The organism is Camelimonas abortus (assembly GCF_042432745.1).
In the GTDB taxonomy this organism is placed as follows: Bacteria; Pseudomonadota; Alphaproteobacteria; order Rhizobiales; family Beijerinckiaceae; genus Camelimonas; species Camelimonas abortus.
Map to the genome: position 1 here is coordinate 1,752,337 of NZ_JBHLWR010000006.1, position 25,963 is coordinate 1,778,299.

At 72.5% G+C, this 25,963-nt stretch carries 19 protein-coding genes; 2 read left to right on the forward strand and 17 right to left on the reverse strand.

All coding sequences use genetic code 11. The features are described from left to right. Nucleotides 1-121 precede the first annotated feature (121 nt). From lspA to ACFFJB_RS09930, 5 genes are all read right to left on the reverse strand, one after another. The gene (gene lspA / locus ACFFJB_RS09910; RefSeq protein WP_376831116.1) at nucleotides 122-664 is read right to left on the reverse strand and encodes a signal peptidase II; all 543 of its coding nucleotides are present in this window, start codon (nucleotides 662-664) and stop codon (nucleotides 122-124) included. After that, nucleotides 661-3,630, reverse strand: a complete 2,970-nt coding sequence (gene ileS / locus ACFFJB_RS09915; protein ID WP_376831118.1) for an isoleucine--tRNA ligase — start codon at nucleotides 3,628-3,630, stop codon at nucleotides 661-663. Before ileS ends, lspA begins: the two co-directional genes overlap by 4 nt. Before the next feature lie 474 nt (nucleotides 3,631-4,104). After that, a complete protein-coding gene (locus tag ACFFJB_RS09920; RefSeq protein ID WP_376832633.1) occupies nucleotides 4,105-5,058 on the reverse strand; it encodes a bifunctional riboflavin kinase/FAD synthetase in 954 nt (317 codons plus the stop codon). Between the two features lie 469 nt (nucleotides 5,059-5,527). Beyond that, entirely contained in the window at nucleotides 5,528-5,965 is a 438-nt protein-coding gene (locus ACFFJB_RS09925; RefSeq protein WP_376831120.1) for a MaoC family dehydratase, read from the reverse strand. A 216-nt stretch (nucleotides 5,966-6,181) separates the two neighbouring features. Next, nucleotides 6,182-7,069: a TIGR01459 family HAD-type hydrolase gene (locus ACFFJB_RS09930; RefSeq protein ID WP_376831122.1), complete on the reverse strand. Its 888-nt coding sequence runs from the start codon at nucleotides 7,067-7,069 to the stop codon at nucleotides 6,182-6,184. Between the two features lie 141 nt (nucleotides 7,070-7,210). Between ACFFJB_RS09930 and aptA the strand changes: the two genes are divergently transcribed. Further along, nucleotides 7,211-8,572: an omega-aminotransferase AptA gene (gene aptA, locus ACFFJB_RS09935; RefSeq protein ID WP_376831124.1), complete on the forward strand. Its 1,362-nt coding sequence runs from the start codon at nucleotides 7,211-7,213 to the stop codon at nucleotides 8,570-8,572. A gap of 124 nt (nucleotides 8,573-8,696) precedes the next feature. Beyond that, complete coding sequence (locus ACFFJB_RS09940; RefSeq protein WP_376831126.1) at nucleotides 8,697-9,128, forward strand: secondary thiamine-phosphate synthase enzyme YjbQ; 432 nt, start codon at nucleotides 8,697-8,699, stop codon at nucleotides 9,126-9,128. 147 nt (nucleotides 9,129-9,275) lie between these two features. On the opposite strand, the gene ACFFJB_RS09945 is transcribed toward ACFFJB_RS09940, so the two are convergent. The 12 genes from ACFFJB_RS09945 to murG form a co-directional block, all read right to left on the reverse strand. Continuing rightward, on the reverse strand, nucleotides 9,276-10,082 hold the full coding sequence (locus ACFFJB_RS09945) for a 3'-5' exonuclease (protein ID WP_376831128.1): 807 nt from the start codon (nucleotides 10,080-10,082) through the stop codon (nucleotides 9,276-9,278). Then, nucleotides 10,082-12,550 carry an NAD-dependent DNA ligase LigA gene (ligA, locus tag ACFFJB_RS09950; RefSeq protein WP_376831130.1) on the reverse strand — a complete coding sequence of 823 codons (2,469 nt, stop codon included), beginning with the start codon at nucleotides 12,548-12,550 and terminating at the stop codon, nucleotides 10,082-10,084. Before ligA ends, ACFFJB_RS09945 begins: the two co-directional genes overlap by 1 nt. A gap of 111 nt (nucleotides 12,551-12,661) precedes the next feature. Then, nucleotides 12,662-14,332: a DNA repair protein RecN gene (recN, locus tag ACFFJB_RS09955; RefSeq protein ID WP_376831132.1), complete on the reverse strand. Its 1,671-nt coding sequence runs from the start codon at nucleotides 14,330-14,332 to the stop codon at nucleotides 12,662-12,664. 6 nt (nucleotides 14,333-14,338) lie between these two features. Beyond that, a complete protein-coding gene (locus tag ACFFJB_RS09960) occupies nucleotides 14,339-15,223 on the reverse strand; it encodes an outer membrane protein assembly factor BamD (RefSeq protein ID WP_376831134.1) in 885 nt (294 codons plus the stop codon). Between the two features lie 372 nt (nucleotides 15,224-15,595). Continuing rightward, nucleotides 15,596-16,540 (reverse strand): UDP-3-O-acyl-N-acetylglucosamine deacetylase, encoded by a 945-nt coding sequence (lpxC, locus tag ACFFJB_RS09965; protein ID WP_376831136.1) that lies wholly within the window; start codon nucleotides 16,538-16,540, stop codon nucleotides 15,596-15,598. Nucleotides 16,541-16,994: 454 nt separating this feature from the next. Then, nucleotides 16,995-18,809 (reverse strand): cell division protein FtsZ, encoded by a 1,815-nt coding sequence (gene ftsZ / locus ACFFJB_RS09970; RefSeq protein ID WP_376831138.1) that lies wholly within the window; start codon nucleotides 18,807-18,809, stop codon nucleotides 16,995-16,997. A gap of 195 nt (nucleotides 18,810-19,004) precedes the next feature. After that, nucleotides 19,005-20,336, reverse strand: coding sequence for a cell division protein FtsA (ftsA, locus tag ACFFJB_RS09975; protein WP_376831140.1), 1,332 nt, complete (start codon nucleotides 20,334-20,336; stop codon nucleotides 19,005-19,007). After that, the gene (locus ACFFJB_RS09980) at nucleotides 20,333-21,253 is read right to left on the reverse strand and encodes a cell division protein FtsQ/DivIB (RefSeq protein ID WP_376831142.1); all 921 of its coding nucleotides are present in this window, start codon (nucleotides 21,251-21,253) and stop codon (nucleotides 20,333-20,335) included. Before ACFFJB_RS09980 ends, ftsA begins: the two co-directional genes overlap by 4 nt. 8 nt (nucleotides 21,254-21,261) lie before the next feature. Continuing rightward, nucleotides 21,262-22,197, reverse strand: a complete 936-nt coding sequence (locus tag ACFFJB_RS09985) for a D-alanine--D-alanine ligase (protein WP_376831144.1) — start codon at nucleotides 22,195-22,197, stop codon at nucleotides 21,262-21,264. A 158-nt stretch (nucleotides 22,198-22,355) separates the two neighbouring features. Beyond that, nucleotides 22,356-23,297, reverse strand: a complete 942-nt coding sequence (gene murB / locus ACFFJB_RS09990; protein ID WP_376831146.1) for a UDP-N-acetylmuramate dehydrogenase — start codon at nucleotides 23,295-23,297, stop codon at nucleotides 22,356-22,358. 64 nt (nucleotides 23,298-23,361) lie between these two features. Next, nucleotides 23,362-24,765 (reverse strand): UDP-N-acetylmuramate--L-alanine ligase, encoded by a 1,404-nt coding sequence (gene murC / locus ACFFJB_RS09995; protein WP_376831148.1) that lies wholly within the window; start codon nucleotides 24,763-24,765, stop codon nucleotides 23,362-23,364. A gap of 81 nt (nucleotides 24,766-24,846) precedes the next feature. After that, the gene (murG, locus tag ACFFJB_RS10000; protein WP_376831150.1) at nucleotides 24,847-25,962 is read right to left on the reverse strand and encodes an undecaprenyldiphospho-muramoylpentapeptide beta-N-acetylglucosaminyltransferase; all 1,116 of its coding nucleotides are present in this window, start codon (nucleotides 25,960-25,962) and stop codon (nucleotides 24,847-24,849) included. Nucleotide 25,963 lies beyond the last annotated feature (1 nt).

Here is a 25,963-nt window from a genome sequence, read left to right on the forward strand (position 1 = left end):
GGGACGTCCGGAACGGACCATACGCCCGCCGCCGGAGGTCCGAACGGCGGCGGGAGCGCGACGCGGCGCGCCCCCGCCGTCATTCCGGAGCGATTTCCCACAGCAGCAGGCGGATGCGGCGTCAGTGTGGCGCCGCGCCCTCCCCGCCGGGCCGGCGGAAGGAATCGGGCAACAGCAGCAACACGCCGGCGACGATGGCGGCGTCCGCCACGTTGAACACGTACCAGCTGAAGTCGCCCACGTGAAAATGCACGAAGTCGACCACCGCGCCCCACCAGACGCGGTCGATGAGATTGCCGGCGGCGCCGCCGACGATGAGGCCGAGGCCGGCCGCGGTCATAAGGTCGCGGGTGCGCGCCAGCCACACGCCCATGGCTAGGGTGGCGAGGGCGGTGAGCCCTACCAGCAGCCAGCGCCCGGCCGCGTCAGACATCTGGAAGAGGCCGTAGGAGATGCCCCGGTTCCACACCAGGGTGAGATCGAGGAAGGGCGTGACGGCGACGGGCGGCGCCTCGCCGAGGCGCGCGCCGAACAGCACCCAGAGCTTGCTGGCCTGGTCGAGAACCAGTGTCAGCAGGGCGAGCGCGACGCCAAGGCGCAGCGGCCGGCGCCTGGCGGCGGCGGCGCCGGCCGGCGCCGCCGGAGGCGCCGCGCCGCGCCTCACGCCGCGCCTCCGGCGGCGCGGGCCCGCTCCAGCTCGCGCATGGCGGCGGCGTCGCGCAGCGACAGGTCCGGGTAGTCCGGATCAGAGCCCACCTCGGGCAGGATCTTCCACGAGCGGGCGCATTTGCGCCCTTCGGCCCGGGCGAAGGTCACGGCCACTCCCGGCGCCTCCTCGAGGCGGAAGGCGTCCGCTCCGCCTTCGCCGGCGAGAACGGTGATCGCCGAGGTGATGCACACGCTGGCGAAGTCCACGCCCTCCAGCGCCGCCAGCAGCTCCGGGTCGGCCACATGCACCACGGGCGCGGCCTCGAGGCTGGAGCCGATCTTCTTCTCGGCGCGGGCCAGCTCCAGCGCGCCGGTGACCACGCGCCGCACCTTGCGGATGCGGCTCCAGCGCCCGGCCAGCTCCGCGTCGCGCCAGCTGGCCGGCAGCTCCGGGAACGGCTGCAGGTGCACGGAGTCGTCGTCGGAGGGGAATCGGCTCAGCCAGGCCTCCTCGGCGGTGAAGGCGAGGATGGGGGCGAGCCACAGCGTCACGCAGCGGAAGATCTGGTCGATCACCGTCAGCGCGGCGCGCCGCGCCGTGCTGGAGATGGGGTCGCAGTACAGCGTGTCCTTGCGGATGTCGAAGTAGAAGGCCGACAGATCGGTGGTCATGAACGGGGCCAGCGCCGCCAGCACGCGCTTGTAGTCGAAGGCGTCATAGGCCTGGCGCACCGCCTCGCCCACCTCGTGCAGGCGGTGCAGCATGTAGCGCTCCAGCTCCGGCATGTCGCCGCAAGCCACCAGGGCGGCGCCGTCGAAGTGGTGCAGCGAGCCGAGCATCCAGCGCAGGGTGTTGCGGATCTTGCGGTAGAGGTCGGTGACGCCCCTGAGCACCTCCGGGCCGATGCGCTGGTCGTCCCAGTAATCGGTGGAGGCGGTCCACAGGCGCAGGATGTCCGCGCCGGACTGGCGGATGACGTCCTGCGGGGCCAGCGTGTTGCCCAGCGACTTGGACATCTTGCGGCCCTGCTCGTCGAGCGTGAAGCCGTGGGTCACCACCACGTCATAAGGGGCGCGGCCGCGGGTGCCGCAGGCCTCCAGCAGCGACGACTGGAAGAAGCCGCGGTGCTGGTCCGAGCCCTCCAGATACATCACCGTGTCATAGGCCGGGTCCGGGATGGCGGCGTCGCGGCCGGCCGGGCGACGGCGGCGCTGGCGCAGGTCCTCGCGCGTCTCGAGCGTGAAGCTGTGGGTCGAACCGGAGTCGAACCACACGTCGAGCACGTCCATGACCTTCTCGAAGCGGGCCGGATCATGATCCGGGGCGAGGAAGCGGGCGCCGTCGGCGTCGGCGAACCAGGCGTCGGCGCCCTCCTTCTCGAAAGCCGCGGCGATGCGCTCGTTCACCTTTTCGTCGCGCAGGATCTCGCCGGTCTGGCGGTCGACGAACACGGTGATCGGCACGCCCCAGGCGCGCTGGCGCGAGATCACCCAGTCCGGACGGCCCGACACCATGGCGGTGATGCGGTTCTCGCCCTGCGGCGGCACCCAGCGGGTTTCGGCGATGGCCGCCAGCGCCCGGCCGCGCAGCGTGTCGCCGGCGCCGTCGATGTCGCGGTCCATGGCGATGAACCACTGGGGCGTGTTGCGGAAGATCAGCGGCGCGCGCGAGCGCCAGGAGTGCGGATAGCTGTGACGCAGCCGGCCGCGGGCGATGAGCGCCCCGGCCGCGACCAGCGCCTCGATGACGCGGGCGTTGGCGTCGCCTTCCTTGCCGTTGTCGTCGAACACCCTGGCGCCGGCGAACAGCGGCACGTGGTCGAAATAGCGGCCGTCCGGCTGCACGGTGTGCGGCACCTCATCGGTGCCGGCGGCGGCGAAGGCGGCGCGGTGGCGCACGAAAGTGGCGTAGTCGTCGGCGCCATGGCCGGGGGCGGTGTGCACGAAGCCCGTGCCGGCGTCGGCGGTGACGTAGTCGGCCGGCAGCAGCGGCACGCCGAACTCATAGCCCTGGCCGTGCAGCGGGTGGCGCGCCATGGCGCTGGCCAGCTGGGCGCCGCTGACGTCGGCGAGGCGGCGGTAGCCGCTGACCCTGGCCGCGCCCATCACCTTCTCCGCCAGAGGGTCGGCCAGCAGGTAGCGGTCGCCCGGCTTCGCCCAGGCGTCCTCCGGCGCGTCCGTCACTTCGTAGAGGCCGTAGGCGATGTCCGGCGAATAGGCGATGGCGCGGTTGGCGGGGATGGTCCAGGGCGTGGTGGTCCAGATCACCACCGAGGCGCCCTCAAGGCCCTGCGGCGCCTTCGCCAGCGGGAACCTGACGAAGATGGTGGTGGAGACGTGCTCGCGATACTCCACCTCGGCCTCGGCCAGGGCGGTGCGCTCCACCACCGACCACATCACCGGCTTGGAGCCGCGGTAGAGCTGGCCGCTCATGGCGAACTTCATCAGCTCGCGGGCGATCTGCGCCTCCGCCGCGAACGACATGGTGAGATAGGGATTGTCCCAGTCGCCGGTGACGCCGAGCCGCCTGAACTCCTCGCGCTGCACGTCCACCCATTTTTCGGCGAAGGCGCGGCATTCGGCCCGGAACTCCAGCACCGGCACCTGGTCCTTGTCGAGGCCCTTCGCCCGGTACTGCTCCTCGATCTTCCATTCGATCGGCAGGCCGTGGCAGTCCCAGCCCGGCACGTAGTTGCTGTCGTAGCCGGACATCTGGGCGGCGCGCGTGACGATGTCCTTGAGGATCTTGTTCAGCGCGTGGCCGATGTGGATGTTGCCGTTGGCGTAGGGCGGGCCGTCATGAAGGATGAAGCGCGGGCGGTCCCTGGACTGGTCGCGCAGGCGCCGGTAGAGATTGATGCGGTTCCAGCGCTCCAGCAGATGCGGCTCGCGCTCGGGCAGGCCGGCGCGCATCGGAAAATCCGTCTTGGGCAGGAACAGGGTGCTGGAGTAGTCGCGGGCTTCGGCCTTGCTGTCGGTCATTTCTGGCTCATTCTGCCGGCGTCGCGGCGGCTGCGGGCGCCGCCGCCGGATCTGACGGGAAATCTGGCGATAAAACCGGCCGTCGCACGCCGCGCGGCGTCAGGCCCCGCAGGCCGGGCGCCCTGCGCGCGCCCCGCGCCTTGCGCGGCGCATCCGGCCGGATGAACTCCGGAGCGCCCGGGAGCGCGGCCGCGCGCCGCCCTCCCGCAGCCTCCCGCCAGCGCCGGCTGGCCGCCGCCCAGCCGCGCGACTGGCGCAAAACCCGGCCTTCCGCGTTCCGGTCACGCGGAAGCCGGGCTGGTAATTCGGAACATGGCGGCGGAGCTGCGCGGCGACATGGCTCCGGAATAGTGGAATTCCGCCAGGAAGGAAAGGCCGCGCCCCGGGGCCTGAAAGGAAAGCCGCGCCGCCCCCGCGGCGCGGCGGCCGCCGGCGCCTGGCACGGGAGTGCGGCCAGGGAGCCCGGCCAGGAATTCAGCCAGGGAACACGGAGGGCGGCGGCGGATTTTCCGCCAGCACGCGGCGGGCGTTGCGGCTGTCGGCGTCCATCTGGGCGATGAGGGCGTCGAGGCTGTCGAAGGTCTCTTCGCCGCGCAGCCAGGCGACGAACTCCACGTCGATGACGCGCCCGTACAGGTCGCCGCTGAAATCGAACAGATGCACCTCCAGCAGCGGCGCGCCATTGTCGAACATCGGCCGGCGGCCGAAGCTGGCGACGCCGTCATGCGTCCGCCCCTCCACCAGAACGCGCGTCGCATAGACGCCATGCGCCAGGCGGCAGTCGTCCGCCAGGCGGATGTTGGCGGTGGGGTAGTTCAGGGTGCGCCCCACCTTGCGGCCGTGGCTCACCACGCCGCGCACGAACCAGCGATAGCCGAGCAGCGCGTTGGCGCCGGCCACGTCGCCCGCCTCGAGCGCGGCGCGGATGCGGCTGGAGGACACCGGCCCGTCGCCTTCCGCCGTCACCTTGGGCGTCACGCGCACCGGCAGGCCGGCGGCCGCGCCGCGGGCGCGCAGGAAATCGGGCGAGCCCGCCCGCCCCTTGCCGAAATGGAAGTCGTGCCCCACCACCACGCCGGAAACGCCGAGCGCTCGCGCCAGCAGGTCGTCAAAGAACGCCTCGGCGCTCATGGCGGCGAGGCCGGCGTTGAACGGCAGCACGATCATGCCGTCGAGGCCGAGCCGGGCCAGCAGCGTGGCCTCCACCCCGTCCGGGGTGAGGCGGAACACCGGCGAATCCGGATTGAAATAGGTGCGCGGGTGGGGCGCGAAGGTCAGCACCGCCGCCGGACGGCCGAGACTGGCGGCCAGCGCCCGGCATTCGGCGATCACCGCCCGGTGGCCGGCGTGCACGCCGTCGAAATTGCCGATGGCGACCACCGGCCGCGCGAGGGCGCCCTCGCCGCAGCGCACCGGCCGGCCGGCCATGGCCGCCGCCGCCGCATCCTCCACGCAACGCTGCACGATGAAGGCGCGCCCCTCCGCCGTGAAGGGGAAGCTGTCATGAACCGGCCGCGAACCGGGAGTGGGCATCTGCGTCATGAACCCGTCATCAGCGCGCTGGTCCGGGAGCGAAGGCTCCGCGGGCGATCGGTGGGGTTGTCCAGGCGCCCCTGCGAGGCGCGGCGCAGGACGGCGCCCGGCCTGGAAACGCCCGGCCCGGGACGGACCGCGGCGCGCGAAACCTGCCAACATCCGGCGGCGAAGGTCAAGGGCGCGCCGCGCCCGCGCAGCGCCGCCGCCGCCCCCGGCCATGCGGTAAGAAAGCGCGCCCCGCAGGGACGCGGCCGCAGGCGCGGCGCAGGGGGCGCCGCTCCCCGCCCCTCCCGGCTTCGCCTCCGCGCCTTCCCCGCGCCAGGCGCGGCGCGGCCGGCGCCGGCGCCGGCGGGCCGGACGCTCAGGCGCTGGCGGCGGCGGTGGACGGGGCGGGCAGCGCCACCCAGGCCTCGCCTTCCAGCACGCCGCGGCCGTCGGCCACGCACTCGCAATAGAGCCGCACGCGCTGGCGCGCCGGCACCAGCTCCACCACCTCCACGGCGGCGGTGACCACGTCGCCGACGCGCACCGGCGCCAGAAACTGCAGGGTCTGGGAGAGGTAAATGGAGCCGGGCCCCGGCAGACGCGTGCCGATCAGGGCCGAGATCAGGCCGGCGGTGAACATGCCGTGGACGATGCGCTGGCCGAACCGGGTGTTGCCGGCGAAGGCGTCGTCCAGCAGCAGCGGGTTGAGATCGCCGGTGATGGCCGCGAATTCGCTGATATGCGCGTCCATGACGGTGCGCATGAGCGTCGCCCGCATGCCGCGCCGCAACTCCTCGAACAGATAGGCTCGCAACGCCGCCCCCCATCGCGCGCACGCCCAGCCCGCGGGGCTGGCCTGCTGTTTCCTGCCGGGGAACGCCGGAGCGGAACCGCCCTATCCGGCGTTCCCCGGCGCAGGGAAAAGAGTGCCGGCCCGGGGCCGCGCGGCCAATTGGACTTTGGTCACCCGACCAATGTCCTGGGCCGGCCTGCGCCGGGCGCCGCGGCGGCGCCGGCCCGCCGGAGCCCCTTACCAGCGCAGGTGATCGATGAACGCGGTGGGGACGACCTTCTGCGCCGCCGCCCAGGCGTCCACGGCCGCCTGGTCGAGCGTCCCGCCGATCATCACTTCGTGAGCGTGGACGCCGCGGGCCACGAACAGCACGTCGACGCCCATGCCCACGGCGCCGGCCACGTCGGTGTGGATCGAATCGCCGATGGCGAGCATGGCGCGGCGCGGGATGGGGCCATTCTTCAGCCGCTCGCCAAAGGCGAAGGCGGCCTCATAGACCGGCGCATGGGGCTTGCCGGCGTAGATCACCCGGCCGCCCATGCGGGCGTAGAGCGCGGCGATGGCGCCGGCGCAGGGAATCAGCCGGTCGCCGCGCTCCACCACCAGGTCCGGATTGGCGCAGACCAGCTCGACGTCGCGCGCCAGCAGCCCCTCCAGCACCGGCCGGTAGGTCTCGGCGGTTTCGTTCTCGTCGTCGAACAGGCCGGTGCACACCACATAGTCCGCCTCCTCCGCGGGAGCGAAGCGGACGTCCAGCCCGTCGAACACCGGCCGGTCGCGGGCCGGGCCGATCATGAACACCGGCCGGCCGGCCCGTTCGGCGATGGCGCTGCGGGTGATGTCGCCCGAGGTGACGATGCCGTCATAGGCCTCGCGCGGGGCGCCGAGACGGTCGAGCATGTCGCGGACCAGAGCGGACGGCCGCGGGGCGTTGGACACCAGCACCACCGCGCCGCCGCCCGCGCGGAAGCGCGCCAGCGCCTCGCAGGAATCCTGGAACGCCCGCACGCCGTTATGGATCACGCCCCAGATGTCGCAGATCAGCAGCTCCCTGCCCGCGGCCACCGCGGACAGGCCGTTCACCAGCCGCACGCGGCGCGCGGGGGCATTTCCTGTGGCGCTCATCGTCATCCTTTCCTGATGGTCCGGGACCGCAGACCGGCCGGGACCTCTTATGGCCTTCCGGCCGGACGACAACAAGACGGTGGCGCCGCGGCGCGGCGCATGTACCATCGGCCCCATGGTCCTCCTGCCGCGAGGCGTGACATGACTGCAGACATCTACCGGCCCGCCGCCCCCGCCGCGCCCAATGATCTGGACGCGTTCTGGATGCCGTTCACCGCCAACCGGGCGTTTCGCCGCCGCCCGCGCCTGATCGCCGCAGCGGAGGGGATGCATTACGTGACCGTGGACGGCCGCCGCATTCTCGACGGCGCCGCCGGCCTGTGGTGCTGCAACGCCGGCCACGGCCGCGCGCCCATCGTGCGCGCCATCCAGGAGCAGGCGGCGCGGCTCGATTACGCCCCCACCTTCCAGTATGGGCATCCGGCGGCCTTCGCCCTGGCCAGCCGCCTCGCCGATCTTGCGCCCGGCGACCTCAACCGGGTGTTCTTCACCAATTCGGGCTCGGAGGCGGCGGACACGGCGCTGAAAATCGCCATCGCCTACTGGCAGGCGAAGGGCAAGGCCACGAAAACCCGGCTGATCGGCCGCGAGCGCGGCTATCACGGCGTGGGCTTCGGCGGCGTTTCGGTGGGCGGCATCTCCGCCAACCGCAAGAGCTTCGGCGCGCTGCTGCCGGGGGTGGACCACCTGCCGCACACCTACAGCCGCGAGCACCAGGCGTTCAGCCGCGGCCAGCCGGAATGGGGCGCGCATCTGGCCGACGAGCTGGAGCGGCTGGTGGCGCTGCACGACGCCTCCACCATCGCCGCAGTGATGGTGGAGCCCATGGCCGGCTCCACCGGCGTGCTGCCGCCGCCGCGCGGCTATCTGGAGCGGCTGCGCGCCATCTGCGACAGGCACGACATACTGCTGGTCTTCGACGAGGTGATCACCGGCTTCGGCCGGCTGGGCGCGGCCTTCGCGGCGGAGCGTTTCGGCGTGCTTCCGGACATGCTCACCTTCGCCAAGGGCGTCACCTCCGGAGCCGCGCCCATGGGCGGCGTCATCGTGCGCGAGGGCGTGTTCGAGGCGTTCATGCAGGGTCCGGCGCACATGATCGAGCTGTTCCACGGCTACACCTATTCGGCGCATCCGCTGGCCTGCGCCGCGGGTCTGGCGGCGCTCGACCTGTACCGCGACGAGGACCTGTTCGCCCGCGCCCGCCGGCTGGAGGAGACGCTGGCCGACGCAGTGCACGCGCTGAAGGGGCTGCCCGGCGTGCTGGACGTGCGCAACATCGGCCTCGCCGCCGGCATTGACCTTGCGCCGGCGAAGGATGATGACGGGCGCGAGGTTCCCGGCAGGCGCGGCCTCGCAGCCATCGAGAGGGGCTTCCACGATCACGACGTGCTGCTGCGCGTGGGCGGCGACACCATCGCCCTGTCGCCGCCGCTGATCGCCAGCGAGAGCGACATCGCCGACCTGGTGGAGCGGGTGCGCCGGGTGATCATCGCCACCGGTTAGGGCGCGGACCGGAGCGGCGGCCCGCCAGGGCGCCGCCCTTTCCGGGAGCAGCCCCGCCGGAGAACCGTTCGCGCCGCGCGAAAGGCGACGGCCGCCGTTTCGCCCGGCCCATCACGGAGCCGCCATGCCGCACGCGCAGCATCGTCTTTCCCTGAGCACCCGCGGCCAGGGGTTTTACGAATTCACCCGCGAGGCCGCCGCCTTCGTGGCCGGGGCGTCGCGCCAGCATGGCCTGACGGTGGGGCTGCTCACCGTGTTCTGCCGCCACACCTCGGCGTCGCTGCTGATTCAGGAAAACGCCGATCCGGACGTGCAGACGGACCTGCTCGCCTTCTTCCGCCACGTGGCGCCGGAAGGGCGCGGGCTTTACGTGCATGACAGCGAGGGGCCGGACGACATGCCGGCGCACATCCGCGCCGCCCTCACCCAGACCCACCTGTCGGTTCCGGTGGCGGACGGCCGCATGCTGCTGGGGACGTGGCAGGGGATTTACCTGTTCGAGCACCGTCGCGCCCCGCACCGGCGCGAGATCGTGCTGCATCTCTCCGGGGCGTGAGACAGGCGCCGGCGCGCGCCCGCCGTCACTGGCGCCGGGCGGCCGGAGGACGGCGTCCGGCGGCGCTGGCTCCCCGGGCCGTCCTGCGCGGAGCGGGCGGCGCGGGCCCCCGGGCGGGACGCCCGGGGCTCAGGAACGGCGCCCGCCTCACGCCAGCTGGCGGCGAATGCGCGCCAGGGCGGCGGACAGCTCCACCTCCTCACAGGAAATGACGTCGTCCACCACGCCGTCGGCCAGCGCCTTCACATGACGGCACACGCGGCCGAACCGTCCGGCAGGACAGTCGCAGGCGGTGCGCCCGCCGACGTCCATGCTCACCCGCACCCGCCAGACGTCGCCGCGGCTGCCGCGCACCATGATCACCGGACCAGACCGGCTGGCCGCCCGGCGGCCCGGCGTGACCGCCCGGCCCCCGCCGCGGCGCGGCGCCCGCATCCGCGCCGCGGCGAAGCTGGTCTCGCCCAGCGCCTCCAGGGCGGCGAGCGCGATGCGGGCGCAGGCGTAGGCGTCCTCGCCGGCGTGATGGTGCCGGAACGGCACCCCCAGAAACGCCCCGAGCTGGTTCAGCCGGTGCCCCGGCAGGTCCGGCCACGCCCGCCGCGCCAGCTGCAGCGAACAGGCGAACGTGACCGGCGGCGCCTCCATCCGGTAAAACGCCAGCATCGCCGCCAGAACCGCGCTGTCGAAGGCGGCGTTGTGGGCGACGAACACCCGCCCCGCCGCCGCGCCGGCGAACTCCCGCCACACCTCCGGGAATTCCGGCTCGTGCGTCACATGCGCGGGCAGGATGCCGTGAACGCGCACGTTTCCGGGATGAAAGCGCAGCTCCGGCGGACGGATGAGCCGGTATTCGCGCCGCGTCACCACGCCGTCGTCGATGAAGGCGAGGCCGATGGCGCAGGCGCTGTCGCGGCGCTCGTTGGCTGTCTCGAAGTCAATGGCCAGGGCGCGCATCAGTCCGGCGCTCCCCCGGGCAGGCCGGCCAGCCACTCCTCCTCGCTGATCACCGGCACGCCCAGCTTCTGCGCCTCGGCCAGCTTGGAGCCGGCCCCCGGGCCCGCCACCACCAGATCGGTGCTGCGGCTCACCGAGGAGGCGACGCGCGCGCCAAGGCGCGTCGCCGTCGCCTTGGCCTCGGAGCGGGTCATGCGCTCCAGGGTCCCGGTGAACACGATGGTCTTGCCGGCGATGGGCGACTCCGCCGCCGTCGCCGGCGCCTCCAGCGGCCTGGGCCGCACCTGCGTCAGCAGGTCCTCCACCGCGGCGCGGCTGTGCTCCTCGGAGAAGAAATCCAGCAGGGCGTCGAGCGCCACCGGCCCCACGTCCTGCAGCCCGGCCATCTCCAGCCAAGCCTCGCCCGGCTGGTGCGCCGCCGCCTCCACCAGCGCCGCCGCCAGCGTCTCGCCGTCGCCGAAGGCGGCCAGCAGCGACTCCACCGCCTTCCGGTTCAAACCGGCCGCCTTCAGCCCCGCCGCCGGCGCGCGGCGCAGCGTCTCCAGGGCGAGGCCGCCCTCCGCGGCCAGCTGCAGCAGCTTCCGGCGCGAGGTGGGGCCGACGCCCGCCACCGCCTCCAGCCGGTGCAGGGCCACGCCCGGGCGGCCGGCGATGGCCTCGTCCACGCGCTTCAGCAGCGCCTCCATCGTGCCGTAGCGGCGGGCCAGCGCCCGGCTGGTGGCCTCGCCGACATGGCGGATGCCGAGCGCGAACAGGAAGCGGTCCAGCGGCGGCTCGCGCCGGCTGTCGATGGTCTCCATCAGCCTGTCGACCGACCTGTATTCCGGCGCGCCCCTGCCCGGCCGCTGCGGCGCGGCCTCCGCCGTCTCCGCCAGGCCGCCGTCCCCGTCCGCTCCGCCTTCGCCTCCGGCGCGCTTCGCCGCAAGCTCGCGCCGGCGCCGGAACTCGGCCGCTTTCACCGCCTCCACGTCGAGGCGGAAAATGTCGGCCGGCGACGTCACCAGGCCCTCGTCGAACAGCATGTCGATCTGCTTCTCGCCAAGCCCCTCGATGTCCATGGCGTTGCGCGAGACGAAGTGTTTGAGCCGTTCGCGCGCCTGGGCCGGACAGGTGAGGCCGCCGGTGCAGCGCCGCACCACGTCCTCGCGGCCGGCGCGCGGATTGAACTCGCGCACCGCATGGGCGCCGCACGCCGGGCAGGTGACGGGGAACACGAACGGCCGGGCGTCCGGCGGGCGCTTTTCCGGCACGACGCCCAGCACCTGGGGAATGACGTCGCCGGCGCGCTGCACCTCCACCGTGTCGCCGATGCGCACGTCCTTGCGGGCGATCTCCTCCTCATTGTGCAGCGTGGCGTTGGAGACGACGACGCCGCCCACCGTCACCGGCTTCAGCCGCGCCACCGGAGTGAGCGCGCCGGTGCGGCCCACCTGGACGTCGATGTCCTCCAGGATGGTGAAGGCGCGCTCGGCCGGGAACTTGTGGGCGATGGCCCAGCGCGGCGAGCGGGCCACAAAGCCGAGCCGCCGCTGCAGGGCGATGTCGTTCACCTTGTAGACGACGCCGTCGATGTCATAGCCCAGCGTCGCCCTCATCTCGCCGATGCGCCGGTAATGCGCCAGCAGTCCGGCCGCGCTGCGCGCCACGATGGTGAGCGGGTTGGTGGGAAAGCCCCAGCGGGCGAAGGCCTCGATCACGCCCATCTGGGTGCCGGCCGGCAGGGCGCTGGCCTCGCCCCAGGCGTAAGCGAAGAAGGCAAGCGGCCGGCGGGCGGTGACGGCGGCGTCCTTCTGGCGCAGCGAACCGGCGGCGGCGTTGCGCGGATTGGCGAACAGCGGCTTTCCCGCCGCCTGCTGGGCGGCGTTGACGGCGGCGAAGGCCTCGTGGCTCATGTAGATCTCGCCGCGCACCTCCAGCACCTCCGGCGCGTCCGGCGCGTCGATGCGCCGGGGAATGCCGGCGATCGCCTGCACGTTGGCGGTGACGTCCTCGCCCTCCTCGCCGTCGCCGCGGGTGGCGCCGCCGACCAGCACGCCGTTTTCGTAACGCAGGCTGATGGACAGGCCGTCGATCTTCGGCTCGGCGGTGATCTCCAGCGGCGCCCCGTCGGGCAGGCCGAGAAAGCGCGTCACCCGGGCGACGAACTCCTCCACGTCGGCGTCGGTGAAGGCGTTGGCCAGCGACAGCATTGGCACGGCGTGGCGCACCTTGCGGAAGCCGGCCGCCGGCGCCGCGCCCACCTTCAGCGACAGGCTGTCCGGCGTGCGCAGCGACGGAAAGCGCGCCTCGATGGCCTCATAGCGCCGGCGCAGGGCGTCATATTCGGCGTCGGAAATTTCCGGCGCGTCCTGCTGGTAATAGAGCGCGTCGTGGCGGGCGATCTCGGCGCCAAGGGCCGCATGCTCCTCGCTGGCCTCGACGAGGTCCAGCTCTTCCACGGGCTTGGCGGCGGCGGGGCGTGTGGCCATGGCTGCGATCCTGGTCTGCGGCGGGGCGGGAGAACGGCGCGGACGGCGCGCCCTCCCCTGTCCTGTCGGGTAACGCGCGCCGCCGCGCCGGCGTCGCGTGCGGATGGCGGCTTACGCCGCGCCGTCCAGCAGGCGTGCGGCGGCGGCCCGCGCCTCCTCGGTGATGGTGGAGCCGGCGAGCATGCGGGCGATCTCCTCCCGGCGCCGGTCGCTGGCGAGGCCTGTCACCCGGGTGGCGATGGCGCCGGTGGCGGCCACCGGCTCCTTGGCGATGAGGAAGTGATGGGTCGCCCTGGCCGCCACCTGCGGCGCGTGGGTGACGCAGATCACCTGCACCCGCCGCGCCAGGCGGGCGAGACGCTGGCCGATGGCGTCCGCCACCGCCCCGCCGACGCCGGTGTCGATCTCGTCGAACACCAGGGTGGGGGCCGAGCCACGGTCCGCCAGCGCCACCTTCAGCGCCAGCATGAAGCGCGAGAGCTCGCCGCCCGAGGCCACCTTCATCATCGGCCCCGGCCGCGACCCCGGATTGGTCTGCACCACAAAGCCCACCCGGTCAAAGCCTTCCGGACCGCGGGCGGATTCGTCGGCGTCGATTTCGGTGATGAAGCGCGCCCGCTCCAGCTTCAGCGGCGGCAGCTCCGCGCCGACCGCCGCGTCAAGGGCGGCGGCCGCCTCGCGCCGCGCCTGCGACAGCCGCCGCGCGGCGGCGACATAGGCCGCCTCCGCCTCGGCCACCGCGCGGCCCAGGGCCTCGACATGCTTCTCGCCGGCGTCAAGATTCTCCAGCTCCCCCTGGAATTTCTCCAGCAGCTGCGGCAGCTCGTCCGGCGTCACGCCGTGCTTGCGGGCGGCGCCGCGCAGGGCGAACAGCCGCTCCTCCACCGTCTCCAGCTCGCGCGGGTCGAACTCGGCGTCGGCGAGACTGCGCTCCAGCACGCCCGCCGCCTCCTCCAGGGCGTTGAGCGCCGCATCCAGGGCGCGCACGCCCGGCTCCAGCAGATGCGGGGCCTGGTCCAGCCGCCGCTCCAGCCGGCGCATGGCGCTGGCGATGAAGGGAATGGGCGAGGCGTGGCCGGAGAGGGTCTGGTGGGCCTCGTTGAGCTCGGCCACCACTTTCTCCGCCTGCATCATCGCCTGGCGACGGGCGGCGAGCTGCTCCTCCTCGCCGGCCTCCGGCGCGAGCCTGGACAGCTCGTCCACGGCGTGGCGCAGATAGTCGGCCTCCCTGCGCGCGGCCTCGATGGCGGCGATGCGGGCCTCCAGCTCCTCCCGGGCGTCGCGCAGCCGGCGCGCGGCCGCCGCCACCTCCGCCGCCAGCGCGCCATGGCCGCCGAAGGCGTCGAGAATGGCCCGGTGCGAGGCCGGATCCATCAGCGCGCGGTCGTCGTGCTGTCCGTGAATCTCGACCAGCGCGCGGCCCACGGCGCGCAGCGCCTGCACGCTCACCGGCTGGTCGTTGATGAAGGCGCGCGTGCGCCCGTCCGCCATCTGCACGCGGCGGAGGATGAGATCGCCGTCGACCTCCAGGCCGTGCGCCGTGGCGGCGGCGCGCGCCGGATGCCCGGACGGAACGTCGAACGCCGCCGTTACCTGCCCCTGGGACTGGCCGTTGCGGACCAGCCCGCCGTCCCCGCGCCCGCCAAGGGCGAGCGCGAAAGCGTCGAGCAGGATGGACTTGCCGGCGCCGGTCTCGCCCGTCAGCACGCTCAGGCCTGGCGCGAAAGCCAGGTCAAGCCGGTCGATCAGGACAATGTCACGGACCGACAGCTGCGCGAGCATGGCGCCTCAGTTGCGTCCGGCGATGCTGCTGAAGGCGCGGCTGATCCACGAGCCCCTGTCCTCATGCGGCTGCAGGCCGCCGCGGGTGAGCAGGGCGTAGGCGTCATGATACCACTGGCTGTCCGGGAAGTTGTGGCCCAGCACGGCCGCCGCGGTCTGCGCCTCGTTGTGGACGCCCATGGCCAGATAGGCCTCAACCAGGCGGTACAGCGCCTCCTCGACGTGACGGGTGTTCTGGTACTGGCTCACCACGACGCGGAAACGGTTGATGGCCGCGCCATAGTTGCGCCGCTTCAGGTAGTAGCGGCCGACGTCCATCTCCTTGCCGGCGAGCTGGTCGCGGATCACCTGGATCTTCCACTTCGAGTCCTTCACGTACTCGGAGTTGGGATAGCGGGTGACCAGCTCGTGCAGGGCCTGGCCGGCCTTCTCCGCCTGCTCCTGGTCGCGCGAGACGTCCGGCGCCATGGAATAGTGCGACATGGCCAGCAGGTACTGGGCGTAAGCGGCGTCCCTGTCGGAGGGATAGAGGGTGACGTAGCGCTTCGCCGAGGCGATGGCGTCGTCATAGGCGCCGCCCTCGTAATTGGCGTAGGCCGACATCAGCAGCGCCTTCTTGGCCCAGGGCGAATGCGGATGGATCTTGATGACCTCGTCGAACTTCTTCGCGGCGGCGATGAAGTTGCCGTTGGCGGCGCGGGCGAGGCCGTCGTTGTACAGCTCCTCCGGCGGCGTATCGACCACCTTCTCCGGCTTGTATTTTTCCTCAGCGAACGGGTTGAACTTGTCCAGCCCCTCGCTGCACGCGACAAGGGCCGAGACCGCGACGGCGGAGAGCAAGAGGCGACCGCCCATCATGGTAGCCGCCCTGAACGATTTTCCCAGACGCATGCCGCGACGTTCCCTTCAGCCGTTTTTTCCGCGCCGCCCGGCGCAGACCGCCCCGCCGCGCCGGGCAGGGCGTCCCGAATTTCTGCCTGACGCCCTCACCGACGTCCCGATGCGGCCATGCCGGCCGCCAAACCAGCATCGCTTGTAGCGTGAACGCCCAGGCCCGCCAAGTCCACACCCGGCGCCCGCAGCCGCAGGCGGATCCATGGCGGCGCGGCCTGCGCGCGAAGACGCCGGCCGGCCCTTGTGGGGACTGTCAGTGGCCAGACAATGGCGCCCCGGCGCCGGGCGGCGGCCGCGACAGGCGGCCGCGCCCGCGCGGGCGAAGGCGGCGGCGGCCGCAGGAACGCGCCGCAAACAGGCGCGGCCGGATCAGTGCACCTGCGGAGAGAAGGCGGCGACGGCGACGGCCGGCGCTTCGGCGTGGCCGGTTTCGCGCCGCGGCGCCATGTCGACGATGGCGTAATTGGCGCGGTCGGCGAACAGCGCCTCAAGCATCATGTAGTTGAGACGGTGACCGCCGCAGTAGGAGCGGTACATGCCGACGATCGGCGCGCCGGCGAGGGAGAGGTCGCCGATGGCGTCGAGGATCTTGTGGCGGACGAACTCGTCCGGCCAGCGCACGCCTTCAGGATTGATGACGCCGTCCGGGCCGAGGGCCACGGTGTTCTCCAGCGAGGCGCCGCGGGCGAAGCCCTGCTTCCACAGCGCCTCCACGTCGCTCATGAAGCCGAAGGTGCGGGCGCGGGCGATGTCGCGGCGGTAGGCGTCCGGGGTGAGATCGAACACCATGCGCTGGCGGCCGATCACCGGCGTGTCGAAATCAATCTCCACGTCGAGACGGAAGCCGCGGTCATAGGGGCGCATCTCGGCGTGGGCCTTGCCCATCTCCACCCGCACCGGGCGCAGCACCTTGACGTAGCGGCGCCATGCCTGCTGCTCCACCACGCCGACGCCGGCGATGGCGTCCACATAGGCGGCGGCGCTGCCGTCGAGGATCGGAACCTCGGGACCGTCGATCTCGATGCAGACATTGTCCACGCCCAGACCGGCGAGCGCCGACATCAGGTGCTCGATGGTGGCCACCGAACCGGATTCGGAATCGCCGATCACCGTGCACAGCGCCGTGGCGGAAACCGCCAGATGCCGGGCCTCCAGCAGACGCTCATGACCATTGGGGAGATTGGTGCGCAAAAAGGTGACGCCGCTGTTCGCCGGAGCGGGATGCAGCGTCATGCTGACGGGCTGCCCCCCATGCACGCCGCTGCCAGTGATGACAATGGGAGCGCGAAGCGTGGTTTGCCGGCTGGCTTTCATCTTGCCTTCCTGACCTCGGGCGATCGCGCCGTCAGCCCCGGAGACAGGACATCAGCCAGCGCGACAGGCGGCGACGGCGCCCTTGCGGACGCGCCCCGCGTGACAGACGGCGAAGCGACGGAACGTGACGGAAACGCCACCCTGCCGCCCCATGAATGGCAAGGAACATAGTCCGCGACAGCAGGGCGGACAAATCACGCTTTCTTACGTTCTGTTACGCGGCCGCAGCGCAGTAAAATTTCGGTTAACAACATGTTTTTAAAACACTTTTCAACACGCAAAGACCCCGCCCGAAAGGGCGGGGCCACATGCCTCCACAATGTCCGGAAACCCCGCCCTTACGCAAGGGATCCGGCACGCGCCGGCGAATGGCCCGGCGCGGCGCTCCCCTCCCCTGCGCCCACTGGAGCGACCCGCCGCGCGGCGGCGGCGGGAGAGGCGGCGGGACGGCGCGTCAGTTGGACTGGCGACGCAGGAAGGCCGGAATTTCGAGATGGTCGTCGTCGAAACCACGACCCTGCGGAGCCGGCTGCTCCGGACGCTGCGGCGCCGGGGCCGGACGGCGGCCGTATTCGGCGTGCACCGGGGACGGCTGCTCGGCCGCCGGCTGGCGCGGCGCCGGCTGGGCGGCGTGGTGGCTGTCGTCGCGACGGCCGAGCCCCACGGAGGCGATGCGCTGGATCAGCGACATGCGGCGGGTCTCATGCTCCGGGGCGTATTCCGGACGGGCGGCGCGCAGCTGGTTCTGTCCCGGCAGCGGCAGCTCGTCCACCCGCGGCATGCGGGCCGGGCGCACCACGCGCTCGGGCTGCGGCGGAATGAAATAGTCCTGGGTCTCCGCCGGCCCGGCCGCCGGAGCCTGTGCGGGAGCCGCGGCCTGCGGGGCGGGCGCGGCGGCGTAGGCGGAGGCCTGCGGCGCGACATGAGGCGCGACATGAGGCGCGACATGAGGCGCGACCTGGGCGACCTGAGGCGCGACCTGGGCGGCCTGCGGCGCGACAGGCGCGGCCGCGGCCTGGACCGCAGCGGAAGCGGCGGCCTGGGGCGCGACCTGCGGGGCGGCCTCGGCGACCGTCTCCACGGCCTCCGCAGCCTCGGCGTCCGGGTCGGCGGCCACCGGCGGCACCGGAGCGAAAGCGGCGCCGGCCTCGGGCGCCACCACCGGCCCGGCCGGACCGGTCACGGCGGCGCGGGCCGACGGCGCCGGCTGGCCGGCGCGCATGCGGGCCTCGCTGCGCAGGCGCTCGGCCACCTCGGCGATCTTGCGCTCGGTGGCGAGGATGTCGGCGTCGGCGGCGATGGCGGCCGGCTCGATGCCGGTGGCCACCACCGACACGCGAATCATGCCTTCCATGGCCTTGTCGAAGGTGGCGCCGAGGATGATGTTGGCCTCTGGGTCCACCTCCTCGCGGATGCGGGTGGCGGCCTCGTCCACCTCATAGAGGGTGAGGTCGGGACCGCCGGTGATGGAGATGAGCAGGCCGCGCGCCCCTTTCATCGACACGTCGTCGAGGAGCGGGTTGGCGATGGCCGCCTCGGCGGCGTTGAGCGCGCGCTTCTCGCCGGACGCCTCGCCGGTGCCCATCATCGCCTTGCCCATGCCGCGCATGATCGAGCGCACGTCGGCGAAGTCGAGGTTGATGAGGCCTTCCTTCACCATCAGGTCGGTGATGCAGGCCACGCCGGAGTACAGCACCTGGTCGGCCATCGCGAAGGCGTCGGCGAAGGTGGTGCGCTCGTTGGCGACGCGGAACAGGTTCTGGTTGGGGATGACGATCAGCGTGTCCACCGCCTGCTGCAGCTCGGCGATGCCCGCCTCGGCCACGCGGGTGCGCCGGGCGCCCTCGAAGTGGAATGGCTTGGTGACCACGCCGACGGTAAGGATGCCGAGGTCACGGGCGGCGCGGGCGATCACAGGCGCGGCGCCGGTGCCGGTGCCGCCGCCCATGCCGGCGGTGATGAACACCATGTGGGCGCCGGAGAGCTGGTCGCGGATCTCGTCGATCACCTCTTCGGCGGCCGCGCGGCCGACTTCGGGCTGGGAGCCGGCGCCGAGACCTTCCGTCGCCTGCACGCCCATCTGGATGATGCGCGAGGCCTTGCTGGAGGCGAGCGCCTGGGCGTCAGTGTTGGCGCAGACGAACTCCACGCCTTCCAGCCCGGCTTCGATCATGTTGTTGACGGCGTTGCCGCCGGCGCCGCCGACGCCGAACACCGTGATGTGAGGCTTCAGTTCGCGGATGTCCGGAACCTGCAGCTGGATCGCCATTTGAAGTTGCCTCTTTTCCAGTACGGCGCCGGCTGCGCGCCCCTTTGGAATGTGACTGGTTTTCGGCCGCCGCACCGAAAACACGGACTCATGTCTTGCTCCCACACCGGGCGACGAATCAGGTGATTTGCCGCCAAGCGTTTGATTTCATTAATTTTTTAATTTCGAAGCAGGATTGGTGTCCCTAATCATGCTTCAGAAACTGTCTTTGATCCACCGTCCGACGCGCGCAAGGTAGTTATCCGCACCGGCGCGCGCGTGGCTGTATCCGGCCCGGGTCTCGAAGTGCTCGACGAAGGCCACCTGCGGATAGACCAGCAGGCCGACAGCCGCCGCGAAGGCCGGACCTTTCGCGGCCTCCGGCAGGCCTTTCACCCCCAGCGGCCGGCCGGCGCGCACCCGGGCCGGCGCCGCGCCGGCGGAAAGGATGCGGCGGGCCGCCTCCTGCATGCCGTTGAGCTGGCTGGCGCCGCCGGTGAGCACCACGCGCCGCGACGCCTCGGCGCCGAAACCGGCGTGACGCAGGCGGTCGCGCACCAGTTCGAGGATTTCCTCGACGCGCGGCTGGATGATCCGGGTCAGCTGCGACTTGGGCGCGTGATTGGGGATATCGCGCTCGAATTCGTCCACAAGCGGCACCGAAATCAGCTCGCGCTCGTCGGCCGGGGTCAGCGCCGCCGAGCCGTAAAGCGTCTTCAGCCGTTCGGCCGCGGCGATGCGGGTGGAGAGGCCGCGCGCCACGTCCATGGTGACGTGATAGCCGCCCACGGCGATGGCGTCGGCATGGGCCAGGGCCCCGCCGGCGAACACCGCGAAAGAGGTGGTGGAGGCGCCCATGTCGATGAGCGCCACGCCCATGTCGGCCTCGTCGTCCACAAGGCAGGCGAGGCCCGAGGCGTAGGGCGTGGAGACCACCGCCTCCACGTCGAGGTGGCACCGCTCCACCGCCAGCATCAGGTTGCGGGTGGCGGCGGCGTCGGCGGAGACCACATGCATGTCGACGCCGAGGCTGCGGCCGATCAGTCCTTCCGGATCGGTGACGCCGCGCTGGCCGTCGAGGGTGAAGCCGGTGGGCAGGGTGTGCAGCACGGCGCGCCCGGGCTGCATGCCCTGGCTGGCCGCCGCCGCCAGGGCCGCGTCCACGTCGCGGGCGGTGACCTCGCCGCCGCGCACGCTGATCCCGGCGCTGCTGCGCACCGAGCCGAGCCGGCCGCCGGTGAGGTTGACGATCACCGAGCGCACCTCGACGCGCGCCATGCGCTCTGCGGCGTCCACGGCGCTGCGGATGGCCCGTTCGGCCTCGTCCAGATTGACCACGGCGCCGCCCTTGAGCCCCGCCGAGCGGGCGTGGCCGATGCCGATGACGCGCGCCACATGGGTGCGGCCGGGCAGCGACTCGCCCTCGCCCGCCGGCTTCAGCTGGGCGATGAGGCACACCACCTTGGCCGAGCCCACGTCCAGCACGGACAGGGTCAGGCTGCGGCGCGGCGACAGCGGCCGCATGCGGGGGGTAAGGAAGTGAGTCATAGCGTCACTGCCCCCTTGGTCTGTCTGGCGCGGTTGCGCAGCATCTCCTCGCGCGCCGCCGCGGCCTCCACGGTCTGCCGCGCCACCACGCGGTCGGGCATGCGCAGGTCGACCATCAGGATGTCCTTTTCCAGCAGCCGGTGTTCGCGCTCCAGGCGCACCAGCCGCTCCAGAGCGGCCGCGGCGCCTTCCCCCGCGGGCAGGCGCACGCGCACGCCGTTGTCCATGGTCAGCGTCCAGCTGGCGCCGGCCTCCAGCGAGCCGGCGCGGATGCGTCCGCGCAGCGGCCCGGCCCGCTCCAGCAGCGCCGCATATTCGGCGGCGCGCAGGTTGGCCCCCTCGCCCACCACGAACGGCAGGCGGGCGAAGCGCATGTCGGTGACCGGACCCAGCGGCGCGCCGTCGGCGGCGATCACGAACAGCTCGCCGTTCTTCTGCCACAGGGCCGCGGGCTGGCGTTCGGTGATGGAGATGGCGAGGGCGTCCGGATAAAGCTTGCGGACGGAGGCCTCCTTCACCATCGGCAGGCGCTCGAGCGCCGCGCGCACCTCGTTGACGTCGAGAAACAGCAGCGAGCTGCGGCCGGTGACGCCGGTGGCCTTCAGCGCCTCCTCGCGGCGCAGCTCCTTCAGCCCGGAGATGTCGATGCGGCTGACGCCAAAACCGGCGGCGCGCGCCAGCACGTCGCGCGGCTCGCCGTAAGCCTCGCGGAAAGCGACGTCATGGCCGCCGAGATGGTAGCCGGTGATCCCCACCAGCGCCATGAAGCAGAAAACGAGCGCCGTCCCGGTCCGGGGCGGAATGCGGTCGGCGAGCGGGCGGGCGGCGGCGCGGCGGGCGAACCACGCGCGCCGGCGCCGGACCGGGCCGTGACCGGCGAAGCCGGCGGCCATCGCGGCCGCGCCGGCGCCGGCCATGCCCGGCGTCACCTGTCGCAGGAGGCGTCGTCCACCATCCATCGCACGAACCTGCCAAAAGAGTATCCGGCGTAAGCCGCCATTTCCGGCGCAAGGGAGGTCCCGGTCATGCCGGGCTGGGTGTTGACCTCGAGGCAGACCAGCTCGCCGTCCTCACCCTGGCTGTCGTCCCAGCGGAAGTCCGCGCGGCTGACTCCGCGGCATCCCAGCGCCCTGTGCGCCTTCAGGGCCAACTCTTGAACAAGACGGTAAACATTTGGTTTAAGCGGCGCAGGAAGGATGTGGGTTGAGCCGCCTTTCGCGTATTTGGATTCATAATCGTAAAAGGTTTGCCCGGCTGTGCGGATCTCGATGACGTCCAGCGGCCGGTCGCCCATGACGGCGCAGGTCAGCTCCCGCCCGGCCACGTATTTCTCCACCATCACCAGCTCGCCGTGCGGCCAGTCCCGGCGCAGCAGCTCCTGCGGCGGGTGATCGCGGCCCTCGCGCACGATGATGACGCCGATGGAGGAGCCCTCGTTCACCGGCTTCACCACATAGGGCGGCGGCAGCACGTGGCGCGACGCCGCCTCCTGGCGGGTGACGACCACGCCCTCGGCCACCGGCACGCCCGCGGCGGCCATCACCGCCTTGGCGCGCTGCTTGTCCATGGCCAGGGCCGAGGCCAGCACGCCGGAGTGGGTGTAGGGAATGCGCAGCGCCTCCAGCACGCCCTGGATGACGCCGTCCTCGCCGCCGCGCCCGTGCAGGGCGTTGAAGGCCACGTCCGGCTTCAGCTCGGCCAGGCGCAGCGCCACGTCCGGCCCGACGTCGATGGTGGTGACGCGGAAGCCCTCCTCGCGCAGCGCGGCGGCGCAGGCCGCGCCCGAGCGCAGCGACACCTCGCGCTCCGCCGCCCAGCCGCCCATCAGCACCGCGACATGCCTGTTTTCCCGCGTGGTCATGATCTGTCTCCTGCGGCCGGGCGCGGCGCGCCGGCGCGAATGACTGCGCCCCCGGGGAATCATGCATGCGCGGCATGTCCCGGAACCGGCGCGGGCGCCTGAAGCAGACGCCAGTTTCCGTTACGGATTTGCAAACGCCGGCCTGCGGCCGGCCGCCCTCAGGGCGTCGCCGCCGGGCGGCCGACGCGGCGGATCTCCCATTCCAGCTCCACGCCGGTGGCCTCCAGCACCCGCCGGCGCACCTCCTCCCCCAGCCCCTCAATGTCCGCGGCCGTGGCCCCGCCGTGGTTGATGAGGAAATTGCAGTGCATTTCCGACACCTGCGCGGCGCCGCGGCGCAGGCCGCGGCAGCCGGCGGCGTCCACCAGCTCCCAGGCGCGGCGGCCGGGCGGGTTCTTGAAGGTGGAGCCGCCGGTGCGGGCGCTGACCGGCTGCGAGGCGCTGCGCGCCCCGGTGATGCGCGCCATGTCGGCGGCGATCTGCTGCGGGTCGCCGGGGCGGCCCTGGAACAGCGCCCCGGTGAAGATCACGTCTTCGGGAACGGCGCAGCGCCGGTAGGAGAATCCCATGCCGGCGCGGCTGAAGACGCGGACCTGGCCGGCGCGGTCGACGCCGCGGGCCTCCACGAGCACGTCGGCGGTCTCGCCGCCATAGGCGCCGCCGTTCATGCGCAGCGCCCCGCCGATGGAGCCGGGGATGCCGCGCAGGAAGCTGAACCCGTCGATTCCGGCCCTGGCCGCGGCGCTGGCCACCTTGACGTCCGGCGCGGCGGCGCCGGCGCGGATGCGGGCGCCGTCAAGCGCCTCGACGGCGGCGAACGCCCGGCCGAGCCGGATGACGACGCCGTCATAGCCGCCGTCGCGCACCAGCAGGTTGGAGCCGAGGCCGATGACCAGGGTCTCCACCTCCGGCGGCAGCTGGCGGAGAAATGCGGCGAGATCGGCCTCGTCCGCCGGCTCAAACAGCGCCGCGGCCGGGCCGCCGGCCCGGAACCAGGACAGCGGCGCCAGCGGCGCGCCAAAGGTCACCGTTCCGCGCACGTCCTTCAGGCCGGCGACGATCCCGGCGACCGCGTCCGCGCTCAGCGTGCTCATGTGCATTCTCCCGGGAGACGGGCCAGGGGCGCGCCGCGGCGGCGCGGCGCCCGCCGGCGACGGCCCCGCCTCACTCGCCCCGCGCCAGCTGCTCCGGCAGCGCGTGCGCCCACTGGCTGATGCTGCCGGCGCCGAGACACACCACATAATCGCCCGGCTTCGCCAGTTCGCGGATCAGCGCAGGCAGCTCCTCCGGCCCGCTGAACGCCAGCACGCGGCGGTGGCCGCGCGCCTTGACGCCGTCCACCAGATCGGCCTGGGAGGCGCCTTCGATGGGCTGCTCGCCGGCGGCGTAGACCGGGGCCACCGCCACCACGTCGGCGTCGTTGAAGCAGGTGCAGAAATCATTGAACAGCGAGTGCAGGCGCGTGTAGCGGTGCGGCTGCACCACTGCGATCACCTGCCCCTCGGTGGAGGCGCGGGCGGCGCGCAGCACCGCGGCGATCTCCACCGGATGGTGGCCGTAATCGTCGAACACGGCGACGCCGTTCCACTCGCCGGTGCGGGTGAAGCGGCGGCTGACGCCGCCGAAGCCGGCCAGCGCCTTGCGGATGACATCCGGGCTCACCTCAAGCTCCAGCGCCACGGCGATGGCGGCGGTGGCGTTGAGGGCGTTGTGCAGGCCCGGCATGGGCAGCTCGAGGCCGTCGATGCGCGTCTCCGCCCCGCCGCGCGGCGAGCGGGCGACGACGCTGAAGCGGCAGCGGCCGCCGCGCAGGTCCACGTCGACGAGGCGCACGTCCGCCTGCGGGTTCTCGCCATAGGTGATGACGCGCCGGTCGAGCACGTGGCCCACCAGGTCCTGCACGGCCGGATGGTCGATGCACATCACGCCGAAGCCATAGAACGGCAGGTTGTCGATGAAGCTGTGGAACGCCTGCTTCACCGCGTCATAGGTCCTGAAGTGGTCGAGGTGCTCCGGGTCGATGTTGGTGACCACGGCGATGTCTGCCGGCAGCTTGAGGAAGGTGCCGTCGGACTCGTCGGCCTCCACCACCATCCAGTCGCCGGCCCCGAGGCGGGCGTTGGTGCCATAGGCGTTGATGATGCCGCCGTTGATGACGGTGGGGTCGAAGCCGCCGGCGTCGAGCATGGCCGCCACCAGCGAGGTGGTGGTGGTCTTGCCGTGGGTGCCGGCGATGGCGACGCAGCTCTTCAGCCGCATCAGCTCGGCCAGCATTTCGGCGCGGCGCACCACGGGAATGCGCGCCTCGCGCGCCGCCTTCAGCTCCGGATTGTCCGGCCGGATGGCGGTGGAGATCACCACCACGCTGGCCTCGCCCACATTGGCGCCGTCATGGCCGGCGAAGGTCTTCACCCCCAGGGCGGCGAGGCGGCGCACGTTGGCGTTCTCCGCGGCGTCGGACCCCTGCACCGTATAGCCAAGGTTGTGCAGCACCTCGGCGATGCCGGACATGCCGATGCCGCCGATGCCGATAAAGTGGATGGGGCCAATGCCGCGCGGCAGTTTCATCAGGTTTCTCCATCAGCGGGGCGAAGGCGGCGCCTCTCCCCGGTACGCAGGGTCTCGAACGGCGGGCGCGGAGGCGCAGGCTCAGGCCGGCGCGGCGAGGCCGCCCGTCTCCATCACCAGGTCGGCGAGGCGGCTGGCGGCGTCTGGCACGCCCGCGCCGCGCGCCGCCGCGGCCGCGGCCAGCAGCTGCTCCGGCGCGGCGAGTCGCGCCGCGATCTCGTCATGCAGGCGCGTGGCGGTGAATTCTGGCTGGGGTATGACCAGCGCCGCGCCCGCCTTCGCCAGCACGGCGGCGTTGGCGGCCTGGTCCTGGTCCAGCGCGCCCGGCAGCGGCACCAGGATCGCGGCGCGGCCGATGACGCCCAGCTCCGCCACCGTGGAGGCGCCGGAGCGCGCCACCACCAGATGCGCCCCGGCGACGCGCGCCGGCAGGTCGGAGAAGAACGGCTCCACCACCGCCGTCACGCCCATTTCGGCGTAGCGGGCGCGCACCCGCTCCAGATCCTCCGGCCGGGCCTGCTGGGTCACCACGAGGCGCGCCCGCTGTTCCGGCGACAGAAGGGCGATGGCGGCCGGGGCGACGTCGCTCATCACCCGCGCGCCCTGGCTGCCGCCAAACACCACCAGCCGCAGCGGGTCGTCCCCTCCCAGCGGCGGCATGGGCTGCGCCGCCGCCTCCAGCACCGCCGGGCGCACCGGATTGCCCACATGGCGCAGGCGCCCGCGCGCCTGTTCCGGCACGCCGGCGACGTCGGCGAAGCCGGTGGCGATGACCGTGGCGCCTTTCGCCAGAAAACGGTTGGCGCGGCCGAGCACGGCGTTCTGCTCATGGATGATGGTGCGCGCGCCGGCCGCCTGGGCCGCCGCCAGCGGCGGCACGCTGGGATAGCCGCCGAAGCCCACCACCACCGCCGGGCGCAGCACGCCGCGGACCAGCCCGCGCGCCTTCCAGAAGCCGCGCGCCAGGGTCAGCGCCGCCTTCGCCATCTCCGGCAGCGACTTGCGCGAGGGCGTCGCCGAGGGGATCTCGTAAATTTTCTCCGCCGGGAAATTCGCCACATGGCCGGTGACGCGCGCGTCGGTGGCGAGGGCCACGCGCAGGCCGCGCCGCGCCAGTTCGCGGGCCAGGGCTTCGGCGGGAAACAGGTGGCCGCCGGTGCCGCCGGCGGCCAGCAGGATGACGGGGGGGGCGCTCATG